General features: G+C 58.7%; 13 protein-coding genes. 6 read left to right on the top strand and 7 right to left on the bottom strand.

All coding sequences use genetic code 11. The annotated features are described in order from the left end of the window. Window positions 1-93: 93 nt before the first annotated feature. Window positions 94-795, bottom strand: a complete 702-nt coding sequence (locus PI739_RS18660; RefSeq protein ID WP_003369473.1) for a DUF3053 domain-containing protein — start codon at window positions 793-795, stop codon at window positions 94-96. A gap of 458 nt (window positions 796-1,253) precedes the next feature. Here PI739_RS18660 and PI739_RS18655 point away from each other — a divergent pair, with 458 nt between their 5' ends. From PI739_RS18655 to PI739_RS18645, 3 genes are all read left to right on the top strand, one after another. After that, window positions 1,254-1,391: a hypothetical protein gene (locus PI739_RS18655; protein WP_003369471.1), complete on the top strand. Its 138-nt coding sequence runs from the start codon at window positions 1,254-1,256 to the stop codon at window positions 1,389-1,391. 413 nt (window positions 1,392-1,804) lie between these two features. Continuing rightward, window positions 1,805-2,641 carry a WaaZ-like lipopolysaccharide core biosynthesis protein gene (locus PI739_RS18650; protein WP_044308183.1) on the top strand — a complete coding sequence of 279 codons (837 nt, stop codon included), beginning with the start codon at window positions 1,805-1,807 and terminating at the stop codon, window positions 2,639-2,641. 374 nt (window positions 2,642-3,015) lie between these two features. Next, window positions 3,016-4,605, top strand: coding sequence for an ABC-F family ATPase (locus PI739_RS18645; protein WP_003434092.1), 1,590 nt, complete (start codon window positions 3,016-3,018; stop codon window positions 4,603-4,605). Between the two features lie 63 nt (window positions 4,606-4,668). Here the strand turns inward: PI739_RS18645 and PI739_RS18640 are convergent, their stop codons facing one another. Then, window positions 4,669-5,802, bottom strand: a complete 1,134-nt coding sequence (locus tag PI739_RS18640; RefSeq protein WP_054081462.1) for a lactonase family protein — start codon at window positions 5,800-5,802, stop codon at window positions 4,669-4,671. 163 nt (window positions 5,803-5,965) lie between these two features. On the opposite strand from PI739_RS18640, the gene PI739_RS18635 reads away from it, so the two are divergent. Beyond that, a complete protein-coding gene (locus tag PI739_RS18635) occupies window positions 5,966-7,150 on the top strand; it encodes an MFS transporter (protein ID WP_044308186.1) in 1,185 nt (394 codons plus the stop codon). Window positions 7,151-7,417: 267 nt separating this feature from the next. Continuing rightward, window positions 7,418-10,093, top strand: coding sequence for an autotransporter family protein (locus PI739_RS18630; protein WP_271352092.1), 2,676 nt, complete (start codon window positions 7,418-7,420; stop codon window positions 10,091-10,093). Between the two features lie 30 nt (window positions 10,094-10,123). On the opposite strand, the gene glgB is transcribed toward PI739_RS18630, so the two are convergent. Genes glgB through PI739_RS18615 form a run of 3 tightly spaced genes read right to left on the bottom strand, consistent with a single transcriptional unit; the run spans window position 10,124 to window position 17,710 of the window. Further along, window positions 10,124-12,349, bottom strand: a complete 2,226-nt coding sequence (glgB, locus tag PI739_RS18625) for a 1,4-alpha-glucan branching protein GlgB (RefSeq protein WP_271352091.1) — start codon at window positions 12,347-12,349, stop codon at window positions 10,124-10,126. Continuing rightward, window positions 12,346-15,672: a maltose alpha-D-glucosyltransferase gene (gene treS / locus PI739_RS18620; protein ID WP_271352090.1), complete on the bottom strand. Its 3,327-nt coding sequence runs from the start codon at window positions 15,670-15,672 to the stop codon at window positions 12,346-12,348. The genes glgB and treS overlap by 4 nt, the downstream gene beginning before the upstream one ends. A 19-nt stretch (window positions 15,673-15,691) precedes the next feature. Next, window positions 15,692-17,710 (bottom strand): alpha-1,4-glucan--maltose-1-phosphate maltosyltransferase, encoded by a 2,019-nt coding sequence (locus PI739_RS18615; protein ID WP_003434101.1) that lies wholly within the window; start codon window positions 17,708-17,710, stop codon window positions 15,692-15,694. A gap of 294 nt (window positions 17,711-18,004) precedes the next feature. Here PI739_RS18615 and PI739_RS18610 point away from each other — a divergent pair, with 294 nt between their 5' ends. Continuing rightward, window positions 18,005-18,163 carry a hypothetical protein gene (locus PI739_RS18610; RefSeq protein WP_072366551.1) on the top strand — a complete coding sequence of 53 codons (159 nt, stop codon included), beginning with the start codon at window positions 18,005-18,007 and terminating at the stop codon, window positions 18,161-18,163. Between the two features lie 48 nt (window positions 18,164-18,211). On the opposite strand, the gene PI739_RS18605 is transcribed toward PI739_RS18610, so the two are convergent. Next, window positions 18,212-18,958 (bottom strand): SDR family oxidoreductase, encoded by a 747-nt coding sequence (locus PI739_RS18605; protein ID WP_054081465.1) that lies wholly within the window; start codon window positions 18,956-18,958, stop codon window positions 18,212-18,214. Window positions 18,959-19,070: 112 nt separating this feature from the next. Further along, complete coding sequence (locus PI739_RS18600) at window positions 19,071-21,182, bottom strand: putative bifunctional diguanylate cyclase/phosphodiesterase (RefSeq protein WP_054081466.1); 2,112 nt, start codon at window positions 21,180-21,182, stop codon at window positions 19,071-19,073. Window positions 21,183-21,344: the final 162 nt, after the last annotated feature.

The raw sequence follows: 21,344 nt of genomic DNA, 5'->3' as shown, positions 1-21,344 counted from the left end.
GGCGTCAGGTAGACAGATGGCGGAATCATACCTGACACAAGAATCGGCCCGGCAGCAGGACCGGGCCGTCACTTCAGACGCAGCACCTCGTTATTAGCGGCCGGTCATGAGCGATTGCAGTTTGGACTGGGCTTGTTGCGCGTTCTTGCCCTGTTCATTCAGCTCTTGCAGCAGTTTGTTGAGCTCGGTCTGTACCACCGGGTCCTTGACGGTGATGGTCGAACCCGAGATATCGATCTGCGATTTGTGCGCGTCCACATAATCGGCAACCTTCAGGCCACTGGAAAAGGTGCCCTTTATCTGCGGCAGCACTTCACGGAAGGTGTTGGCGGGTACGCTGACAGTTCGGTCGTAGGCCTTGTCGTAAACCACCTTCAGGTCTTCTGGCTGCTTGAGTTTCGCACGTGCCGCGTCTGCCTTGCCCTGCTCGATGGTCAGCTTTTCGCCCACTTCATCGAGTCCCGTCTGCACGGCGGCCAGGTCTGCACGGCGTTGAATGACATCGCTGACCGAATGAAAGGAGCCTTTCTGCATCAAGCCGGCGAGTGGCTGCACCGCAGTGTCCATGCCCGCGCCGAAGTCGGAGATGACCGCGTAGTGCGAGGTGTAGTCACCAAAGGCTTTCTTTTCTTCATCCGTCAGCTTGGGCACATGCACGCCCGGCTTGTCGACAATTCGGGTTTGCAGGAACTGAGTGAACGCAGTGCGCTGCTCGGGCTCCTTGTCTCCGCAGCCAGCCAGGAACAGGGGTAAAGCGACAGCCAGCAGCAAAGCTGGACGGAAAAGGGACTTCATGTCAGTAACCTCCGGGATCATAAGAATGCACGTTCACAGGCCACGCCTGCTGAACGCGAGCGTGCTTATAGTCTCGTCATCGCCTCATCTAGTTCCGCGACGGCATTGAAGATACTTGTCGGAATGCCAGCTGACCGTTGAGGGTTTCGGGTGATGGGCGGTGCAAACGTCACGCGGTGCGGGTCCTTCGAAGAGCAGCAGGATGCCTGTCGAACCCGGTTTCAGATAAATATCGCGTGTAGCTTCAGCGCGTCATCCTGGCAAAGTCAGCGCGCGACCGGACTGGTTCGGCGGAAGGAAACCGGGCATCTGCGCCCGGATCGTGCGTACGTCTGCATGGCGCCGGGTCCTCTCTTGAAGCCATTGCGGGAAAGTTCCTTAACATTTCTTCATGAGGTGAAACGTTTCAGCGACTAGTCTTCAACGGACCGACAAAGTGACAACAGGAGTCAATCACTATGTTTGCACACGAAGGGCTGGGTCTGATCCTTGTCTCCATCGTCTTTCTGCTCGGAGCGATTGCGATGTTCATTCACCCTTTCCATGCGCTGGGAAGCTGGTTCAGGAGGAAAAAGCAGGAAAGGAAATCCGACTAACCGTCAACACGCACCAGAAATGGCGGGCCCGGTGATCACCGGGCCTTGCAGAAAAAACCTTTTGTGGCCGACTTCGTCCAACTTACCCTCTGCAAATGTATCGTCCTGATACATATTTCGATCTTCTCGCTGCGCATCTAAAGTACAGAATATTTTGCCAGAAACAGAAGCCGATACAGCCGCCATCAAGTAGTGGCTAATCAATATTAAATCAATATCATCGACCTGACCTTACATCCGAAAACCGTCTAGTGAATAACGCGTTTCGTGAATTGGCGCCCGTGCTATGTAGCCAGTTGTTTCCAGTGTGATACTCTTTTTAGACCCTTTGATGTTGAATTACTGGCCACCAGCCAATAACATCCTGCGCAATATGTCCCAACTAATTTGCCACTAGTGCCTACAGGGTAGTCATGACTAGTCAATCAATTAATTCGACGCGCTACCTGCGCAATGCTGTTGACGAGCACATGCCTGAACCGACGCGCGTGCTTGATTTCAGTACATGCAGGGGCACTAAAAAAGGGCCGGTCTTCCTGATTGGCTCTGGGAAGTCAGCAAAGGATTTCCCGATCAAAGAGTTCTCGCACATCCCCATGATCACCATGAACGGTGCGTTCTCGATGTTCGCAGGCACGAACATAAAACCGTTGTTCTACGTCTGCTCCGACAGGGATTTCCCCAACCAGCAGCCTGAGCTGTTCGCCGCTGCAATGCGCTCCAGCGAGAATGTAGGCCTTTGGGAAGATCAGTTTCGCGGCGACATTCCCAGACCTTCCGGACGCGCTTATGCACTGAAGAAATCGCCCAGATTGTCGACGGTTGCAGCGCTGTGCTCCCGGGAAAATGCACTGGTCAGAAAACTTTCGTTATGGAGTAGCAGAAGCCGGGATATCGGCTTCAGCAAGAATCTGGAACTTGGTTTTTTCGACGCCCGAACGGTCATGTATCTGGCGCTGCAACTGTCCTATCACCTTGGTTTCGACGACGTCTTTCTGGTCGGTTTCGACATGAATCAGTCCGTGGGCCGGTTCTATGAATCATCCAGCGACAATTGCTCACCCTGCGGTCTGGATCAGCATTACGAATCAAGAATTCTTCCCTCGCTGGAGCTGATGTCGAAACAAGTCGTCGGGAGCGACTTCCAGGTATTCAATGTTTCCGAGAGCTCGCGAGTACCGCATGAGGTCATTCCCAAGTTGAGCCTTGATGAAGTTCGCCATAAAGTCAGTTGCGCACTTCAAGGATAGTACTTCGCCACTATAGAGAGCGCCGCCTGCAATGCACCTGTTTATCTTGAGGCATCCGCAGTTGTCCGCAGCGAAGGGTGCTGAAACGGGCGCCAGCCCTGCCCCGAACCGTTAAACTCGGCAATCCTCGGCCGTCCACCATGTCACTGCCGCCCGACCTATGCGACAATGCGCGCCAATGTCTGGCGTGAACCCCCACATTCATATCCCGGCAACGCAGTCGTGGCAGGCTGCCGTTGCGGTAGACGTATGCCCGTTGGGTCAGCTCATGCTCGGACGGAGCGGACTGAACAGCTTGGGTGGGGTCCTGAACACCACACCCCTGACGCCAGCGCTCCCCCGGTTATTGCCCACGTTATTGATAGGTAAAGTAATTGATCTCCACAGCTAACATCACCATGCAGTTCGGCCCCAAACCCTTGTTCGAGAATGTCTCGGTCAAGTTTGGCGCCGGTAACCGTTACGGCCTGATTGGCGCGAACGGCTGCGGCAAGTCCACGTTCATGAAAATCCTCGGTGGCGACCTCGAGCCTTCGGGTGGGCAGGTGATGCTGGAGCCGAACGTGCGTCTGGGTAAGCTGCGCCAGGATCAGTTCGCCTATGAAGAGTTCACGGTGCTCGACACCGTGATCATGGGTCACGAAGAGCTCTGGAAGGTCAAGGCCGAGCGCGACCGCATCTATTCTCTGCCGGAAATGAGTGAAGATGACGGCATGGCCGTTGCCGAGCTGGAAACCGAGTTTGCGGAAATGGACGGTTACACCGCCGAGTCCCGCGCCGGTGAACTACTGTTGGGTCTGGGTATCGGCATCGAACAGCACAATGGTCCGATGAGCGAAGTATCGCCGGGCTGGAAGCTGCGCGTTCTGCTCGCTCAGGCACTGTTCTCCGATCCGGAAGTACTGCTGCTCGACGAACCGACCAACCACCTGGACATCAACACCATTCGCTGGCTGGAAAACATCCTGACCCAGCGTAACAGCCTGATGATCATCATCTCCCACGACCGTCACTTCCTGAACAGCGTGTGCACGCACATGGCCGACCTGGATTACGGTGAGCTGCGTCTGTTCCCGGGCAACTATGACGAGTACATGACCGTGGCGACCCAGTCCCGCGAGCAGTTGCTGTCCGACAACGCCAAGAAGAAAGCGCAGATTTCCGAACTTCAATCGTTCGTCAGCCGCTTCTCGGCCAACGCCTCGAAAGCCAAGCAGGCCACCTCCCGGGCCAAGGCGATCGACAAGATCCAGCTGGCCGAGGTCAAGCCCTCCAGCCGTGTCAGCCCGTTCATTCGTTTCGAACAGACCAAGAAGCTGCACCGCCAGGCGGTCATCGTCGATCGCATGGCCAAAGGCTTCGACGGCAAGACCCTGTTCAAGGACTTCAGCTTCCAGGTCGAAGCCGGCGAACGCGTGGCCATCATCGGCCCGAACGGCATCGGCAAGACCACCCTGCTGCGCACGCTGGTCAACGAGCTGCAAGCGGATGCCGGCACGGTCAAGTGGACCGATGCGGCGGAAATCGGCTATTACGCTCAGGATCATGCTCACGATTTCGAGGATGACTCCACCCTGTTCGACTGGATGGGTCAGTGGACCCAGGGCGGCGAGCAACTGGTACGTGGCACCCTGGGCCGCATGCTGTTCTCCAACGACGAGATCCTCAAGTCGGTGAAGGTGATTTCCGGTGGTGAACAGGGCCGCATGCTGTTCGGCAAACTGATCCTGCAAAAGCCCAACGTGCTGGTGATGGACGAACCGACCAACCACCTGGACATGGAATCCATCGAGTCGCTGAACCTGGCGCTGGAAAACTATCCAGGCACACTGATTTTCGTCAGTCACGACCGCGAGTTCGTGTCCTCGCTGGCTACCCGCATCATCGAACTCAGCCCAAGCGGCGTGGTCGATTTCAGCGGCACCTATGACGACTACCTGCGCAGCCAGGGCGTTTCGTTCTAAGCCTGTCAGCCTGCAATAGCAAAAAGCCCTGTCTTGTGACAGGGCTTTTTGGTTTCAGAGCGCTTATTCGCTCGGCTGGCTGAGCATTTCAATCCACAGCGCACCCTTGCCCGAAGGCGCTTCGCCGACCCGTTGCAAGGCACCCTTCTCGTCGATGGCGTAACTGCCGACCTTGTCGCTTTTCTCGCCACTCACCAGCAACCAACGTCCATTGGGCGACACCGCGATGTTGCGCGGCTGCTTTTCCTGAACGGGATAATTTTCAACGAACGTCACTTTGCCGCTGGTGGGATCAACGTTGAACACCGACACGCTGCTGCTGGTGCGCTCGCTGATGAACAGCCATTTGCCGTTCGGCGCGAGGCGAATATCCGCAGCCCAGATGCGCGGCGTCGGGTCATCCTTGAGATCGTTGTTGCGCGCATCACGGGCCTGCCCCGGTGCCAGGTTCAAGCGTTTGGGAATACCGTCTGCCTGACTGGTCTGCTTCAACGCACCGGTTTTCTGATTGATCGCGAAGGCCGTGACGGTGCCACTCATTTCACCGACGACATACAGAAACTTGCCATCGGACGAAAAGGTCAGGTGGCGTGGGCCGGTGTTGTCGGGAACGACGACGTAGCCCTCGCCGATGGGCACAAGCTTGCCGTCCTTGGGCTCCAGGCGGTATTGCAGCACACGATCGACGCCCAGGTTACCGGCGTACACAAACCGGTTGCTCGGATCGGTGCGCACCGAATGCGCGTGCATGCCGGTCTTGTAAGTCTGAATGCTGTCGCTCGGGCGGTGCTGCGCATCGATGGGCTGGACGCTGAGCAAGTCGGCGCCATAGGACGCACCAAACAGGAAGCGTCCGCTGCGATCGGTAGACAGGTAGGCCAGACTCTCGGCCAGCGGCGCCTGACTGAGGGGTTTGAGGTGCCCGGTGCCAGGCTCGATGCTGAAACTCAGCACCTGATAGGGTTTGGCGCGCAGCGCGGCGAATAACGCTTTGCCATCCGGCGCGATTGCCATCGGATTGACCTGATCACCTGCCTTGGTCTGCTCGACCAGGCTGAGCGCCCCGCTCTGCTCATCGAGACGGTATTGAGAGATCAGCCCATCGATGGGGCTGGAAATGTAGGCGAAGGTGGCTGCCTGGGCGCTCAGGCCGAATGAACAACCAACCGCAGCGGCCAGCAACAGAATATTTTTCATGACAAACCTTTTTATTATTGTGATGTGATCAGTCATCCTATGAGCATCTCCTCACAACGGCAACTGTCTGATAAGCAGCCGCATAATACCGTTAGCCTGCTTTCATTTATCCACGACGCACGCCATGATGGGGCACTCCCACCGCCTGCCAGCGAAGAGTCCAATGCCTGCCGCACAACCCGGTTCCATGACGATTACGCTGCAGATCGTCTCTATCGTCTTTTATACGTTCATCGCCTTCCTGTGCATCGGCCTGCCTATTGCGGTGTTGCCCGGCTATGTTCATGACCAGCTCGGTTTCAGCCCGCTGATTGCCGGTCTGACCATCGCCTCGCAGTACCTCGCCACCCTGCTCAGCCGGCCTTTCGCCGGTCGTGCGACAGATACGCTGGGCAGCAAGCGCTCCATCGTATTCGGGCTCTGGGGCATCGTCATCAGTGGCAGCATGACCTTGCTGGCCACACTGCTGCACGAGTTTGCCACGCTGAGCCTGTCAATTCTCATCGTCGCGCGGCTGTTCCTCGGCGTCTCTCAAGGGCTTATCGGGGTCGGCACCATCAGTTGGTGCATCGGCAAGGTAGGCCCGGAGCACACTGCCCGCTCAATCTCGTGGAACGGTATCGCGTCCTATGGGGCGATTGCCATCGGTGCACCGCTGGGCGTAGTGGTCATCGATAGCATTGGTTTCAACAGCCTGGGTATTGCCCTGATGGTGATGGCAGGTCTGGCGCTGAGGCTGATTCGCGACAAGCCTTCGGTGCCCATTATTGTCGGTGAGCGCCTGCCCTACTGGTCGGTATTCGGCCGGATCGCACCCTATGGTCTGGGCCTGACGCTATCGTCGATCGGCTATGGCACGCTGACCACCTTCATCACCCTGTTCTATCTGAATCGTGGCTGGGAAGGCGCGGCCTATTGCCTGAGCATGTTTGGTGTGTGCTTTATCCTCGCCCGCCTGCTGTTCATCGGTGCCATCAACCGGCTGGGCGGCTACAACGCGGCCATTGTGTGCATGGCGGTAGAAATCTGCGGGCTGTTGATGCTCTGGCTTTCGTCGAGCAGCGGCGTTGCCCTTGCAGGGGCCGGATTGACCGGCGTGGGGCTGTCGCTGGTCTACCCGGCGCTCGGCGTAGAAGCCATCAAGCGCGTACCCACCCCTAGCCGCGGCGCAGGCCTGAGCGCCTACGCGGTGTTCTTTGACCTGGCATTGGCAATCGCAGGTCCGGTGATGGGCGCAATTGCCTTGGGCCAGGGTTATGACTGGATATTTTTTTACGCTGCCCTGCTATCGGTTTGCGCGCTGGCCCTGACAATCTGGTTGTCGCGGCGCACCGCTCGACTTGAGTAAATCGCCCTAGACAGTGGCTTTACCGCATAAGCTTTTCGGTTGTAGTTCCAATAGTTAGTAGATAAAGCTTAAAGTCCGCCATCGGTCGGTCAACTTCTTGACGCATTCAGCAACGACTTCTTGACTTGATACTGCGAGCCTCGAAACAGGCTTGCAAAGCGATTGTCAGCCGCCTTGGCGTGACGCCGCTTTGCGTAGCAGTCAGGCACCTCGATCCCTCTCGATTGCCTCCGCCTCCCTGCTGCCAGCCTGGACGGGAGTGCTGTCATGAAAATCCTTTGTGTCCACCTTTACCAGACCTGCAACGTGCTACCGGTAGTGATACTGGCAACCATCCCTTCCTGGGCCGAAGGTGCCTGCAGCCTTTCCTCCCTGGCATCGGCAGGCGTTCAGGTCTGCGACAGCGGCAGCAGCGGGCCGTTTAGCGCGCTGAGCGGTGACCACGTGCTGATATTTCCGGCCGGCGGAACGGGCACCGTGTCCGGCAATATCCTGTTCGGTCCAGGAATGGACAGCGTGGACATGCAGTCGGGGCGCATTCTGGGCAACGTCACCCAAGCGGCCGGAATCGACCGTTTCACACTCTCCACAGGTGAGGTCAGCGGCGATCTGAACCAGGGCGATGATCCCGACGATTTTGTCATGAGCGGCGGCACGCTGAGCGCTCTGGCCCAGGGGGATGGGCGGGATACCTTTCTGATGACGGGCGGCACCATCACCCGCGCGTTCGAGGATGGTGACGTGGCGGTGATGACCGGTGGCAGCATCGGTCGCGTGGACATGAAGCTGGACAACAATGTATTCGAGATGTCCGGTGGCACCATCATCAACAACCTGGTCACCGGCTTTGGCCGGGACACGATCACCTTGTCGGGCGGCATTGTTGGCGGCAACGTCAGCGTCAGTGGCGGCGATGACCAGATAACCCTCAGCGGCGGCGAGATTCGCGGCGAAGCTCGCACCAGCGTTGGCAATGACAATTTCAACTGGCTGAACGGCGGTTACGCACGCAGTAACGTGTTGATGGCCGACGGCAACGATACGGCACGCCTGTACAACCTGAGCGAATACTACCTGAGCGCCAACCCGCTGCTCGACGGCGGCCCGGGCAACGACGTGTTGACCTTCGATAACACTGTATCGTCGCAGCCGGGTCGTTATGCCAACTGGGAAACGATCAATGTGAGCAACAGCTCGCAGTTGAATCTGGCTGGCAAGCTGGTCCTTGGTGACAACGTGAGTAACACCGGCGTTCTGAACATCGATTCCACCAGCACATTGATCTCGACTTCGGGCAGTATTCTCCCCTTCAGCGCCGGATTCCTTGCGTTACTGGAGAATGCGGGAACGCTGGACGTCAGCGATGCAGGCCGTTCGCTCACTGGCACATTGACGGTGACCGGCAATTACACCGGCCAGAACGGACGGCTGCTGTTGCTCTCGGCACTGGGCGATGATGCATCCGCCAGCGACCGACTGGTGGTTGCACAGGGTCGTATCAGTGGGTTTACGCGCATGATCGTCAGCAACTCGGGTGGGCTGGGCGCCCTGACCCGTGGCAACGGCATTGAAGTGGTACAAACCATCAACGGTGCAACCAGCGATAGCGGCGCCTTTTCGTTGCAAAATCCGCTGTCTGCAGGCGCTTATCAGTATTACCTGTTCAAGGGCGGCGCCACTGCCGGCTCGGAGAACAGCTGGTTCCTGCGCTCTGCGGTGATTGCTCCGCCAACGTCAGCGCCTGTCGAGCCCACCCCAGAACCGGCACAGCCAACGCCACTGCCAACACCTGTTCCTGTTCCCGAGCCAACACCTACACCGCAGCCTGAACCTGCTCCCGAACCTGCACCCACGCCACAACCTGTACCTGCAAACCCTGAGCCTGAGCCGAACAGCCCACCCCCTGTCCTGCCAGCAGCCACACTGCCGGTGCCTGCCATTGGAACCCCGCCACTACCTGAACCCGTTCGTGGAGCCGCGCCCATCGCGCTGTACCGACCCGAGGTCGCCAATTACTCCGTCCTGGCGCCAACTGCTGCGGTACTCGCGCTGAGTTCACTGAGCACCTTTCATGAGCGTCAGGGTGATCAAGCCCTGCTGACACAAAACGGCGCGACGTCGGCAGGCTGGGCACGCGTGTTCGGCAGTGATTTCAAGCAACGCTGGTCCGGAGACGTGAGGCCTGGCCTGGACGCTTCATTCAAGGGTTATCAGATTGGCCATGACCTGTATGCCTGGCAACAGGACAGCGGACAGACTCAGCGCGTCGGCCTGTTCGTCGCGCATAACCGTCTGGACGGCAAGGTGAAGGGGTTTGCAGACGGTTTCAGCGACTACGAAACAGGGCGTCTGAAACTGCAGGGAGAAAGCCTGGGCGCGTACTGGACGCTGACCACACCGAGTGGCGGATACGTCGACGCAGTAGCGATGGACACACGCCTGGATGGCCGCAGCCGCTCTGTCAGGGGCATCGGTGTCGACACTGAAGGCCACGTCATGAGCCTGTCTGTCGAGACAGGTTATCCGCTGCCGCTTTCACAGCGCTGGGTTGCCGAGCCGCAGTTACAGATCATCTACCAGCGCGTAGACCTGCAGGATCAGGATGACGGCATTGCCCATCTCGGGTTCGACAGTCAGGCCTACACCACAGGGCGCATCGGCGTGCGTTTCAAGGGACGCTATCAATTGAGCAGCGTACCGATAGAGCCTTATCTGCGGGCCAACCTTTGGCACACCAAAGACGGCCATGACACGCTGACCTTCGATCACGCAGAGCAGATAAAAACCGCGCATCGATCAACGACGGGCAGTATTGGCGCAGGGATGATAGCGACATTGAGCAGCAACGCCAGTCTGCACTGGAGCGCTGATTACCTTGGCGATCTGAACGAGCGTGGAGCGGAGGGAGTGAACACCAGCCTAGGGTTCAGGCTGGTGTGGTAACGCGACCATCAACGCGGGGACGCGCCTTGGTCAGTCTTTCTTCGGTTTGAGGATCAACACCGCAAGTGGTGGCAGATTCAGCACCAGCGAATCTTCCATCCCATGCGCCGGCTCGGCTTCAGTCATGACCTCGCCACCATTGCCAAAGTTGGAGCCTGCGTAGGTTTCCGCATCACTGTTCAACAGCTCCGTCCAGGCACCTCGCATCGGCGCGCCGAGACGGTAGTCCAGGCGCGGCACCGGGGTCATGTTGGCGACCACCAGCAGCGGTTCACCCTCGTTGCTCCAGCGCAGGTAGGCAAACACGCTGTTGGCACTGTCATCGCCAACCAGCCACTGGAAGCCGGCAGGGTCTGCATCGCGCTCGTGCAGCGCCTTTTCGTCTCGATAGAGGCGGTTCAGATCGCCGACCAGATTCTTCACGCCCACGTGCTCGGCGTATTGCATCAAATACCAGTCCAGCTCCCTGTCGTGGTTCCACTCGCGCCATTGGCCGAATTCGCAGCCCATGAACAGCAGCTTCTTGCCGGGATGCGTCCACATGAAAGACAGATACGCGCGCAGGTTGGCGAATTTCTGCCAGCGGTCACCCGGCATCTTGTCGATCAGCGAATGTTTGCCGTGCACCACTTCGTCGTGGGAAATAGGCAGTACAAAACGCTCGGACCACGCATACACCAGGCTGAAGCTCAGCTTGCCATGGTGATGCCCGCGGTTGATCGGGTCCTCTTCCATGTACTGCAGCGAGTCATGCATCCAGCCCATGTTCCACTTGTAATTGAAGCCAAGCCCACCCTGCTGGGTCGGCTCGCTGACGCCCGGCCACGCCGTCGACTCTTCGGCAATCACCATGGTCCCGGGGGCTTCCAGCGCAACCACGTCGTTCAAATGACGCAGGAAGTCGATGGCCTCGAGATTTTCGCGGCCGCCGAAGCGATTCGGCACCCATTCGCCCGCATTACGCGAATAGTCGCGGTACAGCATCGACGCCACTGCATCCACGCGCAGACCGTCGATGTGGTAATGCTTGAGCCAGTGCAATGCCGAGGCCAGCATGAAGCCGTGAACCTCAGTGCGCCCCAGGTTGTAGATCAGGGTGTTCCAGTCCTGATGGAAGCCTTCCTTGGGGTCCGCGTACTCATACAGGCAAGTACCGTCGAACTGCGCCAGACCATGGGTATCGGTCGGAAAATGCGCGGGAACCCAGTCGAGAATGACGCCGATCTCAGCCCGGTGGCAGGCATCGACGAAGAAGGCGAAATCTTCCGGCGAACCGTAGCGGGCAGTTGGCGCGAACTGGGCCAGCAACTGATAGCCCCACGAACCACCGAACGGGTGCTCCATGATCGGCATCAGCTCGATGTGCGTGAAGCCAAGCTCCTTGACGTAAGGAATCAGGCGATCAGCCAGTTCACGCCAGTTGTACTGCCGCCATTTATTGTCGTCGACCTGCTCCATCTGCCAGGAGCCTGCGTGCAACTCGTAGATCGACAAGGGTGCAGTCACTTGGTGACGGCCTGCCCTTGATTGCAGCCACTCCTGGTCATTCCACTCGAATTGCAGCGGCGCAGAGATCTTCGAGGAGGTGTCAGGCGGCAACGTGGTGGCCAGGGCCATCGGGTCGCTTTTCAGCGGCAGAATACCGTGAGCACCGAGAATCTCGTACTTGTAGAGCTCACCTGGCTGCAGACGCGGGACGAAAATCTCCCATACGCCGGTCGGGTGGCGCATGCGCATCGGATGGCGACGGCCATCCCAACTATTGAAGCTGCCAACGACAGATACACGACGCGCATTGGGCGCCCAGACCGCAAAACGCACACCGTCCACGCCATCGACGCGGGTGACTTGTGCGCCCAGACAGCTGCTCAGGTCGCGATGATTACCCTCGGCAAACAGGTAAAGGTCCATCTCGCCCAGCAGCGGGCCAAAACTGTAAGGGTCTTCGGTGATCTGTTCACCACCGGCCCAGTTGATTTTCAGCAAGTAAGGCTGCGGGTGCTCAAGGTGGCCGACGAAAAACCCCGGCACTTCGCTCATTTCCATCTCGCCCAGTTCACGACCGTCATCTCTGGCCAGCAAGCGCACACTCAAGGCTGCGGGCAGATAGGCGCGAACGAACTGCCCGCTGCCGCCATCGCCATGCGGGCCGAGGACAGAGAACGGATCACGATGTTCAGCACGGATCAGCGCGTCGAGGTCCACAGCAGCGGGAATCGCGCGGCGGCGCGTGCCGGTTTTGTCAGGCGCATTCATATTGACTCTCCATCAGACGGTTGCAGCAGTCCACGCAAGCCTTGCAAGGGAACGGCCAGCCACGCTGGACGGTTCTCGGCTTCGTAGATCACTTCATAAGCAGCTTTTTCAAGGGTGAACAGCTCGAGTGCAGCGTCCTCCCCTTTCGCATCTTTCCAGGCATGGGCAATGCCGGTGGTCGCCGAGCGATAACCTTCGATGAAGGTTTCTCGCGCCTGCGCCAGGTAGGTATCGGCAACACGTTTGCGCGCGCCGGCAGCCTCGGGAGACGTGTCTACGCTCTGCGCACTGCGTACAGCCATCGCCGCAGCGTAGTCGAAGGAGCGCAGGACACCGCTGACATCCTTGAACGGGCTGTGCTTGGCACGGCGCTCTTCGAGTGCGCGGGCCGGCTCGCCCTCGAAATCGATCAGGTAGGCATCGCCCTTGACCACCAGTACCTGCCCCAGATGCAGATCGCCATGCACACGTATGCGCAGGCCACCGGCCGAGCGCTTGGCCAGGCCTTCGACGCGCTGACGGATCTGCTTGCGCTGCGCGAGCAAGTCTTTGACCAGTTGCTGATCGTCCTGCTCCAGCTCGCCCATGCGCTGCTCCAGCAACTGCAAGGCGCGCTCGAGCTGAGCGTTGACGCTGGCACCCGAGGCCTTGCTGTCCTGGCCGCTGGTGACCTCAACGGCAAAGTCGGCATTGTCAGTGGGCGATGCCAGAATCTGATGCATCTCACCCAGGCGCTGGCCGAGACTGCGCGAGAAGTCCGCGAGTTCGAGCAACGCGTTGTAGTGCTGTTCCTGGCCGGAAACACCATGTGCCAGCTCGTCGCGTACCGCACGCTCGAGATTGTTCTGGGTCCATTCCCACGCATCGCCCTGATTGCTCAGGTAGCCTTGGGCGATCATCAGCAGGTTGGGCTGACCGTGCTTGCCGACGCGTACCAGAGAACCCAGCAGCGGTGAAATGTTCTTGAAGCCGGCATGAGTCAGGAATGCGCCCATTTCCAGCTCGGGGTGCGTCCCGGCACTGACTTTGCGAATCAGCTTGAGCACCAGGCTGCTGCCCACCACCACTGAACTGTTCGATTGCTCGGCAGACAGGTAGCGCACTTCCGACTCGGCGTTCAGGCCGAGGGGCGCCAGCTGCGAGCTTTGCTCAAAACGCAACTCGCCGTCGGCACAGGGTATGACGGTATCCGACTGCATGCCCTGAATCACGGCACGGATGAAGGTTTCCAGAGTGAATGCATCCGTGATCAACCCGACATCGCGGTTGCGACGTACTCGGGCGAGCGCCAGCTGCTGCGGCAATGCACTGCTGATGTCGTCTTCGGCCAGCAAGCCGAACGGCAATTGATAGCGATCGGTCTGCCCGCCTGCGGTGACTTCTATTTCACTGAGCAATACCGGATTCGCTTCGTCGCCGAAGCGCACGGCGTAGGCAATGCTGACCTGCTCGATCGCCTTGTCCTTGCCCGCGAACCAGCGTCGTTTGGGCAGGTAAACCGCCAGCGAGGTGTTTTCCATGGTGCTGCGCAGTGGCTCTTCGAGCAACTCTTCCAGACGCTTCTTGAGCACCAGGGTCGGGAAGTCCGGCATGCTCTGCGCGGGTTCAACGTGCCAACTGGGCATTTGATTCTCCGAAGCCAGTAAAAACCAGTAAAAGCCGTACGGCGGCAGCGTCAGCAGGTAGCTTAACTGGCCGATAGGCGGGAATGCGCTGCCGCCGAGCATTTCCACCGGCACCGTGCCTGCATAGGCAGACAGCTCAAGCTCTGCAGCCTGGGCAGCGCTGGAAACGTTGGCGACACACAGCACAACTTCACTGTGTCCGTCAGGCGCTGTGTATTCGCGGGTATAGGCAAGAATGCGGCGGTTCGACGGCGAGAGCATTTTCAACGTGCCACGCCCGAATGCCTTCTGCTGTTTACGCACGGCGAGCATGCGCCGGTTCCAGTTCAGCAGAGAATGCGGATCACGTTCCTGGATTTCGACGTTGACCGACTGGAATCCGTACATCGGGTCCATGATCGGTGGCAACACCAGACTGGCCGGGTCGGCGCGCGAAAAGCCGCCGTTGCGGTCGATGGACCATTGCATGGGCGTGCGCACACCGTCCCGGTCGCCCAGGTAGATGTTATCGCCCATGCCGATCTCGTCGCCGTAATACAGCGTCGGTGTGCCGGGCATCGACAACAACATGCTGTTGAGCAACTCGACCCGACGGCGGTCGCGATCCACCAACGGCGCGAGGCGCCGACGGATGCCCAGGTTGATCCGTGCACGGCGGTCGGCGGCGTAGTAATTCCACAGATAATCACGCTCACGATCGGTGACCATTTCCAGGGTCAGTTCATCGTGGTTGCGCAGGAAAATCGCCCACTGGCAGTTTTCCGGAATCTCCGGCGTCTGCCGCAGGATATCGGTGATCGGAAAACGATCTTCCTGAGCCAGCGCCATGTACATGCGCGGCATCAACGGAAAGTGAAAAGCCATGTGGCATTCATCGCCATCCGGGCCTTTGCTGTCGCCAAAATACAGTTGGGTGTCTTCCGGCCATTGGTTGGCCTCGGCCAGCAGCATGCGGTCAGGATAATTAGCGTCGATCTCGGCACGGATGCGCTTGAGCACCTGATGGGTTTCCGGCAGGTTCTCGTTGTTGGTGCCGTCCCGTTCGATGAGGTACGGAATGGCATCCAGACGCAAGCCGTCAATGCCCAGATCCAGCCAGAAGCGCATGACTTCCAGTACCGCATCCAGCACGTGCGGGTTGTCGAAGTTCAGGTCCGGCTGATGCGAGTAGAAACGGTGCCAGAAGTACTGGCCGGCAACCGGGTCCCAGGTCCAGTTGGACGTCTCGGTATCGAGAAAAATGATCCGCGTGCCGTCGTACTTCTGATCAGTGTCCGACCACACATAGAAATCCCGCGCCTTGGAGCCGGGCTTGGCATTGCGGGCTTTCTGAAACCATGGATGCTGATCGGACGTGTGGTTGATGACCAGCTCGCTGATCACTCGCAGGCCGCGCTTGTGTGCCTGGGCGATGAAACGCTTGGCGTCGGCCATGGTGCCGTAGTCGCTGTGCACATCGCGGTATTCGGAAATGTCGTAGCCATCGTCCCGGCGCGGCGACGGATAAAACGGCAACAACCAGATGGTGTTGACGCCCAGCGCGGCAATGTAGTCGAGCTTTTCGATCAAGCCCGCGAAATCGCCGATTCCGTCGTTGTTGGAATCAAAGAACGATTTCACGTGAACCTGATAAATCACCGCATCCTTGTACCAGAGCGGGTCTTTGATAAATGTCGCGTCACCGGGCTTTTTGGCCATTATTGACTCCTCGGGAGTGTTATTGCGCGGCCTGGATACGCCAGATTCCAAACGGTTGAGCTGGATCGAGACGCGTGTGCTGATACTTGCCATACCAGGTCCAGCGGTGCCCCGTCATCAGGTCTTCACCCGACGTAGCGGCGTCATCCGGCAGACCCATTTCCCACAGCGGCAACTCGAAATCCGCTTCCTGTGCGTTGTACGGGTCAAGGTTGACGGCAACCAGAATGAAGTTGCTGCCATCCGCAGAGCGCTTGCCGAAATACAGGATGTTGTCATTCCACGCGTTATACAGCTTCAGCCCCAGGTGCGTTTGCAGCGCAGGGTTCTGCCGACGAATGCGGTTGAGTTGAGCGATCTCGGCAATGATGTTGCCCGGCGCCGCGTAGTCGCGAACTCGAATCTCGTACTTCTCCGAGTCCAGATACTCTTCCTTGCCAGGGATTGGTGCCGCTTCGCACAGCTCGAACCCCGAATACATACCCCACAGTCCGGAGCCCATAGTGGCCAGTGCCGCCCGGATCAGAAACCCGGGGCGACCGGACTCATGCAGGAAGCGCGGGTTGATATCGGGCGTGTTGACGAAGAAATTCGGGCGATAGCAATCACGCCACGGGACTTCATTGAGCTGGGTGAAATACTCGGAGAGTTCCGCCTTGGTGTTACGCCAGGTGAAATAGGTGTAGCTCTGGCTGTAACCGACCTTGCCCAGGCGTGCCATCATTGCTGGCTTGGTAAAGGCTTCGGCCAGGAACATCACCTCAGGGTGCTGACTGCGCACTTCGCCGATCATCCACTGCCAGAATGGCAGCGGTTTGGTGTGCGGGTTGTCGACGCGGAAGATTTTCACCCCTTCGTTGACCCAGCCCAGAACGATGTCGCGCAACTCCGTCCACAGGCCGGGGATGGCGTCTGGTGCGTAGAAGTCGACGTTGACGATGTCCTGATACTTTTTCGGCGGGTTTTCCGCATAACGGATCGTGCCGTCCGGACGCCACGAGAACCAGCCCGGATGCTGCTTGAGCCACGGGTGATCCTGGGAACACTGAATGGCGAAATCCAGCGCGATTTCCAGACCATGGTCGGCTGCAGCTTTCACGAGGTTACGGAAATCTTCACGGCTGCCCAGCTGTGGGTGAATGGCTTCATGGCCGCCATCCCCGCTGCCAATTGCATACGGGCTGCCCGGATCATCAGGTCCGGCGGTCAGGGAGTTGTTCGGCCCCTTGCGGTGGGCACGGCCGATAGGATGAATCGGCGGGAAATACAGCACGTCGAAGCCCATGTCGCGAATGATCGGCAGACGCGAATGGACGTCGTTGAATGTGCCGTGGCGCGCCGGATCGTCGGTCATCGAACGGGGAAACAGCTCGTACCAGCTGGCAAACTGTGCTAGCTCACGCTCGACATCAAGCGGGAACTCGACGCTGCGGCTCAGGAAGGCCTGATTGTCGGCCAGCTTCATCAGGCTGGCGGTTTCGCTGTGCAACAGTAGCGCTACTTTCTCGTCTTTATCGCCCTGTTCAAGCTGACCCAGCAGACTTTCGATCTGCTGGCGCTGTTCGTTCTGGCTGCGCTCGGCGGCGTGGACCAGATGAATGCGGCCCTCTTCCAGCTCCAGATCGACAGGAACGCCAGCGCCGAACTTCTTTTCCAGTTCATAGCGGTAGCTGCCGAACTGATCGATCCAGGCTTCGAGGCGAAACACATGACGGCTTACGGAGGTCGGGGTGAATTCACCAACCCAGCTGTCATTGCCCAGTTCGCGCATTGGCGCGCTGTGCCAGTGTTCTTCATCGGCAGCACGCCAGCGGATATTCACCGCCATTTTGTCGTGCCCATCGGCATAGACCTTGCTGGTCACGGTAACCGGTTGCCCGATGATCGCCTTGGCCGCAAACAGGCCACCGTCGATCACCGGCAACGTGTCTTCGATCACGATGCGGGGTAATTGCAGCGCCTGGGTCAGTGACAGCGGAAGGGTTGCTTGCGGGACATCGGTGGCCAGGGAATCCGGACCGTATGGCTGTTCATTCATCGAGCATCACTCCTCACGCCCCAGGGACGCTCCTGTGCATTCCATGCAATGGAAAAATTGACGGTATGGCAGCGTACGATCGCACTGTGCTGGCGACTCGTCTATTTCCGCTGCCTAGGTTCCGAGCGGTCAACGAGGGTAAAGTTCAAAGGTTTTGAGGATGTTTGGTGGTCGTGCGCAGAGATGAAGCAGCCAGCGAGCGGATCAACGAGGCGACTGTAGCGGGAAGCAAATCAATTGAATCATCGGCCCTGCCGGGCGGTCGTAAACAGGGTCGACAAGGAGGCTGCAACCATGACCCTACCCAATCCGGTAGAAGTACCCGATCCAAACATCGATGACCCCGCCCTGCCCGAGCCAATCCCCGAACAGGAGCCGCCGCCATCCACGCCACCACCCAATGAAACGCCAGTCGGCGACCCGCCTGCCAATGCGCCACCGGTTACGGTGTGACGAGTCAGTAAACGGGATCTGAAGGCGTCTGTCCGAGCATGGACGCCTTCAGCGCCCTCCCGCTACATCGATGAACGTTCCAGTCGTATACGACGCATTGTCCGACAGCAACCAGAGAATGGCCTCGGCCACTTCCTCCGCGTTACCGCCACGGCCCATGGGCAATGCACCCTCAAGCTTGCTGACGCGGAACGGATCGCCGCTCAGGGCGTGAAAGTCGGTGAAGATGAAACCCGGACGTACTGCGTTGACGCGCACGTTTTCCGCCGCGACCTCTTTGGAAAGTCCGATAGTGAAAGTGTCCAGTGCCCCTTTGGATGCCGCATAGTCGACGTACTCGCCTGCCGAGCCGAGGCGCGCCGCGAGCGAGGATACGTTGACGATGCTGCCGCCGTGCCCCCCGTGTGCCGGCAACATGCGCAACAAGGCGTGTTTGCTGCACAGCATCGGGCCGACGACGTTGTTCATCATCATCTTCAACATGCGAAATTCCGACATGTCCTCGACTCTGGAAGCCTGCGCCAGGGTGCCCGCATTGTTGACCAGATGAGTGACTCGACCGAGTTCGGCGTCGACCCGGGCAAACAGCCGCATGATCTCATCTTCGTTGCTGACGTCGGCTTGCACGGTGATCGCTCTGGCGCCCATCGCCCTTACCTGGACTGCGGTCTTTTCGGCGGCGGCATGATCCGACAGGTAATTGATGCAGATCCGATAACCCTGTGAGGCGGCCAGACGCGCCGCGGCAGCGCCGATCCCGCGCGAACCACCGGTGATAATGAGGACTTTTTCCATGGAGTGTCTCGTGTTTTTTTAAAGGCCGACATCAGGATCCAGCCAACCCTCGCAGGTTAACCAGCCGGTTCAGATCGTGCCAGCCTTTACCGTCCAGCGCCATCTGTGCGTTTCAGAAATCGGATTGCCCGGTATCGGACTCATCCACCGCAGCTTTTGCCTCAGCAGCATGGATTTCTTCGAGAAACTGCTGGGCCGGCAACGGATAACCCAGCAGGAAGCCCTGCAGCGAGTGGCACCCCAAATGAGTCAGGAAACGCTGCTGAACGGCGGTTTCGACGCCCTCGGCGACTATCCGCAGATTCAGCGCCTGCCCTACCGCCACGATGGCCGAAACAATGGCAGCGTCGTCGGTGTCATGCTCCAGATCGCGGACGAAGCCTCGATCAATCTTGATTTCATTGGCAGGCAATCGCTTCAGGTACATCAGGCTGGAGTAACCGGTGCCAAAATCATCGATCGACAGGTCCACACCCATTTCCGAAAGCCTTCTCAACACCGCCAGGCTGGCATCCGCATCATGCATGGCAGTGGTTTCGGTGATTTCCAGGGTCAGGCAGTTGGCCGGTAACTGATGCCGCGCCAGTGTGTCCGCCACTGCCGTGACCAGCCCGGAATGACAGAACTGCAAGGCTGACAGGTTGACTGCAATGCGCCAGTGCGAGTAACCCTGCGCGTACCACTCACGCATTTGCCGACAGGCTTCATCCAGGACCCACTCGCCGATCTGAATGATCAGACCGGTTTTCTCTGCCATGGCGATGAACAGGTCGGGAGCGAGGATCCCCTGTTCCGGATGGTTCCAGCGCAACAACGCCTCTGCCCCTACGGGCAGTCCGGTCATGGCATCGAACTTGGGCTGGTAATAGATACAGAACTGTCGATGCTTGATCGCCTTGTGCAAATCCTGCGACATTTGCAGCTGATTGCGGGCGTTACTGTTCATCGACGCATCGAAAAAGCTGTAGCCGTTCTTGCCGGCAGCCTTGGTGTGGTACATAGCGGCGTCGGCATTGATCAGAAGCTCATGCTGGGTGCTGCCATTGCCCGGGTAGATGCAGATGCCGATGCTCAGTGAAATCTGCAACTGATGTTCACCAATGGTGAACGGGTTGCCGACTTCGTTGACCTGTCGTCTGGCAACGGCCAATGCATCCTCAGGGTGTTGAAGCTCCACCAGCAGGACGAACTCATCGCCGCCGACTCTTGCCAGCGTGTCACGCCGCTGCAGGCTGTTGCGAAGACGCAAGGCGACCTGCCGCAACAGCAGGTCGCCGGTGTGGTGGCCGAATGCATCGTTGACCGGTTTGAAGCCATCGAGGTCCATGAACATCAATGCAAAGCACCCACCCGTCTCATTGGCCCTCTTCATTGCCCGATCAATGCGCTCCGTCAACAACGCACGGTTTGGCAAACCGGTCAGGTTGTCATGCAGGGCCAAGTGGGTCAGTTCCAGATTGGCTTCAGTCAGGGAATCGGCCAGAACCGCGGTACGTGTTTCCAGGTGAGAATCGAGAATGCAGCTGAACAGCGCAATCCCCAGAATCGACAGGCTGGCGACCAGCACGAATCTGTCCAGCCCGTTGCTGCTCAGCCCCTGCGGCAGCGCCCCGCAAAAGCTGCCATCAGCAAAATTCGCAGCGGCCATACCGGTGTAATGCATGCCAATGACAGCCAGCCCAAGCAACAGTGCCGCCGAGGCGCGTAGGAGGTAGACCCTGGGGCGTCGCTGGCGAAGATGGAAGGCTATTCGCAGTGCTGCCGCGGACGCAGCGACAGCGATCACCAACGAAAGTACCAACAGCCACGGCGTGTATTGAATCCCCGGCTGCATGCGCATGGCCGCCATGCCGGTGTAGTGCATGGCGCTGATGCCAAGCCCCAGCAACAACGACCCAAGGCTCATTTGCAGGGCGGGCAATCGCGGCTGGGTGGCGAGCCACAGGGCGAACCCTGAAAAGCCGATGGCGATCAACAGCGAAAGCAGCACCAGTGGCACGTCATAGCCAAGGTTGATGGGCAATACGAACGCCAGCATACCGATGAAATGCGTTGACCAGGTACCGACGCCCATCGCGATCGCGCCTCCCGCGATCCATACGTGAACGGCACGGCCTCTTGCCGAGACGATGCGGCCAACCAGATCGAGGGCCGTGTACGCAGCAAGAATAGCGACGAGAATCGAGATTACGACGAGTGAAGGGATGTAACTGCCAATCAACATAAACGCACCTGGAAACCAATGAGCGCGTCCATGCCGATCTTGTGCGGGTGATTGTACGCATTCGCGGCAGAATGTCGCGGCACTTGGTCGCAAAGATGGCGAATAGCTATTATTTTTCCGATTACTGCGAACAGCTCACTGAAAAAGTGTGTTTGAACCCGA

Origin of the sequence: Pseudomonas cerasi, from assembly GCF_027983475.1 — a bacterium.
Classification (GTDB): domain Bacteria; phylum Pseudomonadota; class Gammaproteobacteria; order Pseudomonadales; family Pseudomonadaceae; genus Aquipseudomonas; species Aquipseudomonas cerasi.
The sequence above is the reverse complement of the archived record's forward strand: the minus strand, read 5'-3'. Positions and strand labels throughout refer to the sequence as shown.

Excerpts from the sequence above, each read along its gene's own strand:
- PI739_RS18660 (WP_003369473.1), bottom strand. The coding sequence starts at position 795 with ATGAAGTCCCTTTTCCGTCCAGCTTTGCTGCTGGCTGTCGCTTTACCC.
- PI739_RS18655 (WP_003369471.1), top strand. The coding sequence starts at position 1,254 with ATGTTTGCACACGAAGGGCTGGGTCTGATCCTTGTCTCCATCGTCTTT.
- PI739_RS18650 (WP_044308183.1), top strand. The coding sequence starts at position 1,805 with ATGACTAGTCAATCAATTAATTCGACGCGCTACCTGCGCAATGCTGTT.
- PI739_RS18640 (WP_054081462.1), bottom strand. The coding sequence starts at position 5,802 with ATGAAAAATATTCTGTTGCTGGCCGCTGCGGTTGGTTGTTCATTCGGC.
- PI739_RS18635 (WP_044308186.1), top strand. The coding sequence starts at position 5,966 with ATGCCTGCCGCACAACCCGGTTCCATGACGATTACGCTGCAGATCGTC.
- PI739_RS18630 (WP_271352092.1), top strand. The coding sequence starts at position 7,418 with ATGAAAATCCTTTGTGTCCACCTTTACCAGACCTGCAACGTGCTACCG.
- glgB (WP_271352091.1), bottom strand. The coding sequence starts at position 12,349 with ATGAATGCGCCTGACAAAACCGGCACGCGCCGCCGCGCGATTCCCGCT.
- treS (WP_271352090.1), bottom strand. The coding sequence starts at position 15,672 with ATGGCCAAAAAGCCCGGTGACGCGACATTTATCAAAGACCCGCTCTGG.
- PI739_RS18615 (WP_003434101.1), bottom strand. The coding sequence starts at position 17,710 with ATGAATGAACAGCCATACGGTCCGGATTCCCTGGCCACCGATGTCCCG.
- PI739_RS18610 (WP_072366551.1), top strand. The coding sequence starts at position 18,005 with ATGACCCTACCCAATCCGGTAGAAGTACCCGATCCAAACATCGATGAC.
- PI739_RS18605 (WP_054081465.1), bottom strand. The coding sequence starts at position 18,958 with ATGGAAAAAGTCCTCATTATCACCGGTGGTTCGCGCGGGATCGGCGCT.
- PI739_RS18600 (WP_054081466.1), bottom strand. The coding sequence starts at position 21,182 with ATGTTGATTGGCAGTTACATCCCTTCACTCGTCGTAATCTCGATTCTC.